Here is a 1,911-nt window from a genome sequence, read left to right as displayed (position 1 = left end):
ACCGACTCCTGGCGCGCCTCCGGCACCCCCCTGCTCTTCGACGGCTCCGGCAACAAGAAAGCCGCCTACACCTCGGTCCTCAACGCCCTCAACGCAGCAAGCCCGACCGGCCCCACCACGACCACGACGACCAACCCGACCGGTCCGACCACGACCACCCCGCAGAACCCCGGCGGCTGCACCGCGACCTACTCCGAGGGCCAGAAGTGGAGCGACCGCTTCAACGGCCAGGTCACCGTCTCGGGCACCGACAACTGGGTCGTCACGGTCACCGTGAGCTCGCCCCAGCGGATCATCGCCACCTGGAACACCAGTCCCACCTGGGAAACGGCCAACGTCATGACCGCGCGCCCCAACGGCAACGGCAACACGTTCGGCTTCACCATCCAGCACGGCGGCAACTGGAGCTGGCCCAGCCTCACCTGCCGGGTCGGCTGACCCGCCGCGGGAGGGCCTGATCACCACAGGCCCTCCCGCACCCACCCTCACGACACCAAGCCGCCGCCCCGCAGTGGAAGGAGCAATGCCTTGCTCAGGAACGATTCCCGTGCGCCGCGGTCAGCCGCGCTGGTGGCCGCCGTGGCGCTCGTCGCGACGACCGGCGGCTTGATCGGAGCGCAGTCCGCGTCGGCCGCCACCGGTTGCCGGGTCGACTACTCGGTCGGCTCGCAGTGGCCGGGTGGCTTCACCGCCACCGTGGCCGTGACGAACCTCGGCGACCCGGTGAACGGGTGGCGGCTGTCGTGGGCGTTCCCCGGTGACGAGCGGATCACGCAGTCGTGGAACGGCACGCACACCCAGTCCGGCGCGCAGGTCACCGCCGCCAACGCGGCGTGGAACGGCGGCATCGCCACCGGCGCGACGGTGTCGTTCGGCTTCAACGCCACGTCCGGCTCCCGTCCGACGTCGCCGGCGGCGTTCACCCTCAACGGCACCGTGTGCACCGGCTCGACCACGACAACCACCACCACGTCTACGACTACGACTACGACTACGACCACAACCACGACGCCTCAGCCGAGCCGACCCATGATCGAGAACAACTTCTCCGTCACCAGGGAAGGCGCCTACGGCGACCGCCGCTTCACGGTGTTCCGCCCGTCGAACCCCGAGGCGGTCGGCCGCCCGCTCCCCGTGCTGGCCTTCGGGAACGGCGCGTGCGCGCACACGGACAACAGCGAGGTCACGCGGATCCTGACGTTCGTCGCGTCGAAGGGGTTCGTCGTGGTGGACACCGGCTCGGTCGACGGCTCGCCCAACGGCGTGCCCAGCGGGTCGCCCATCCCCTCCCTGCTGACGGACGCCATCACGTGGGCCGAGCGGGAGCAGGGCCGCTCCGGAGCGCCACTGCGCGGACGGCTCGACCTGACCGGGGTCGCCACGGCCGGCCACTCGTGCGGCGGCCTGGAAGCCATGGTCGCCGCCCAGGACCGCCGCGTGTCCGGTGTCGTGTCGTTGAACAGCGGGTTCTTCGCCGACGGCTCCTTCGGCTACCCGCGCTCCGAGGTCGGCAAGCTGCACACGCCCGCCCTGTTCATGGACGGCGGCTCCTCCGACATCGCCTACGCCAACAACCAGGCCACCTACGACCTGGCCGCCGTCCCCGCCGTGCTGGCCCGCCACCCGCAGGCCGGGCACACCGGGTTCATCACCGGCAGCCAGCTGACCGACGGCATGACGACGGTGGTGCAGTTCCTGGACATGGTGCTCAACGACAACGAGACCGCCCGCGCCTACATCCTCAGCCCGTCCGGGCTCGCCGCCAAGGCTCCCTGGGTGGTGACCACGAAGAACTTCTGATCGCCGCACGAGGGGTGCGGTGCGGGGGGGGGGGGGGGGGGGGGGGGGGGGGGGAGGGGGGGGGGGGGGGGGGGGGGAGGAGCAAAAGAAAGGGGGGGTGAGGGCCGTCCT

Annotated in this window: 1 protein-coding gene and 1 pseudogene; both read left to right on the top strand. The window is 71.3% G+C overall.

The window, feature by feature from the left end; all coding sequences use genetic code 11:
• Nucleotides 1-438, top strand: a pseudogene (locus tag ACZ7GX_RS45655) (endo-1,4-beta-xylanase); the annotation flags it as partial.
• A 90-nt stretch (nt 439-528) separates the two neighbouring features.
• Nucleotides 529-1,800, top strand: coding sequence for a cellulose binding domain-containing protein (locus tag ACZ7GX_RS45650; RefSeq protein ID WP_498786920.1), 1,272 nt, complete (start codon nt 529-531; stop codon nt 1,798-1,800).
• Nucleotides 1,801-1,911 lie beyond the last annotated feature (111 nt).

It is taken from the genome of Actinosynnema sp. NPDC037264 (genome assembly GCF_055603705.1).
The sequence above is the reverse complement of the archived record's forward strand: the minus strand, read 5'-3'. Positions and strand labels throughout refer to the sequence as shown.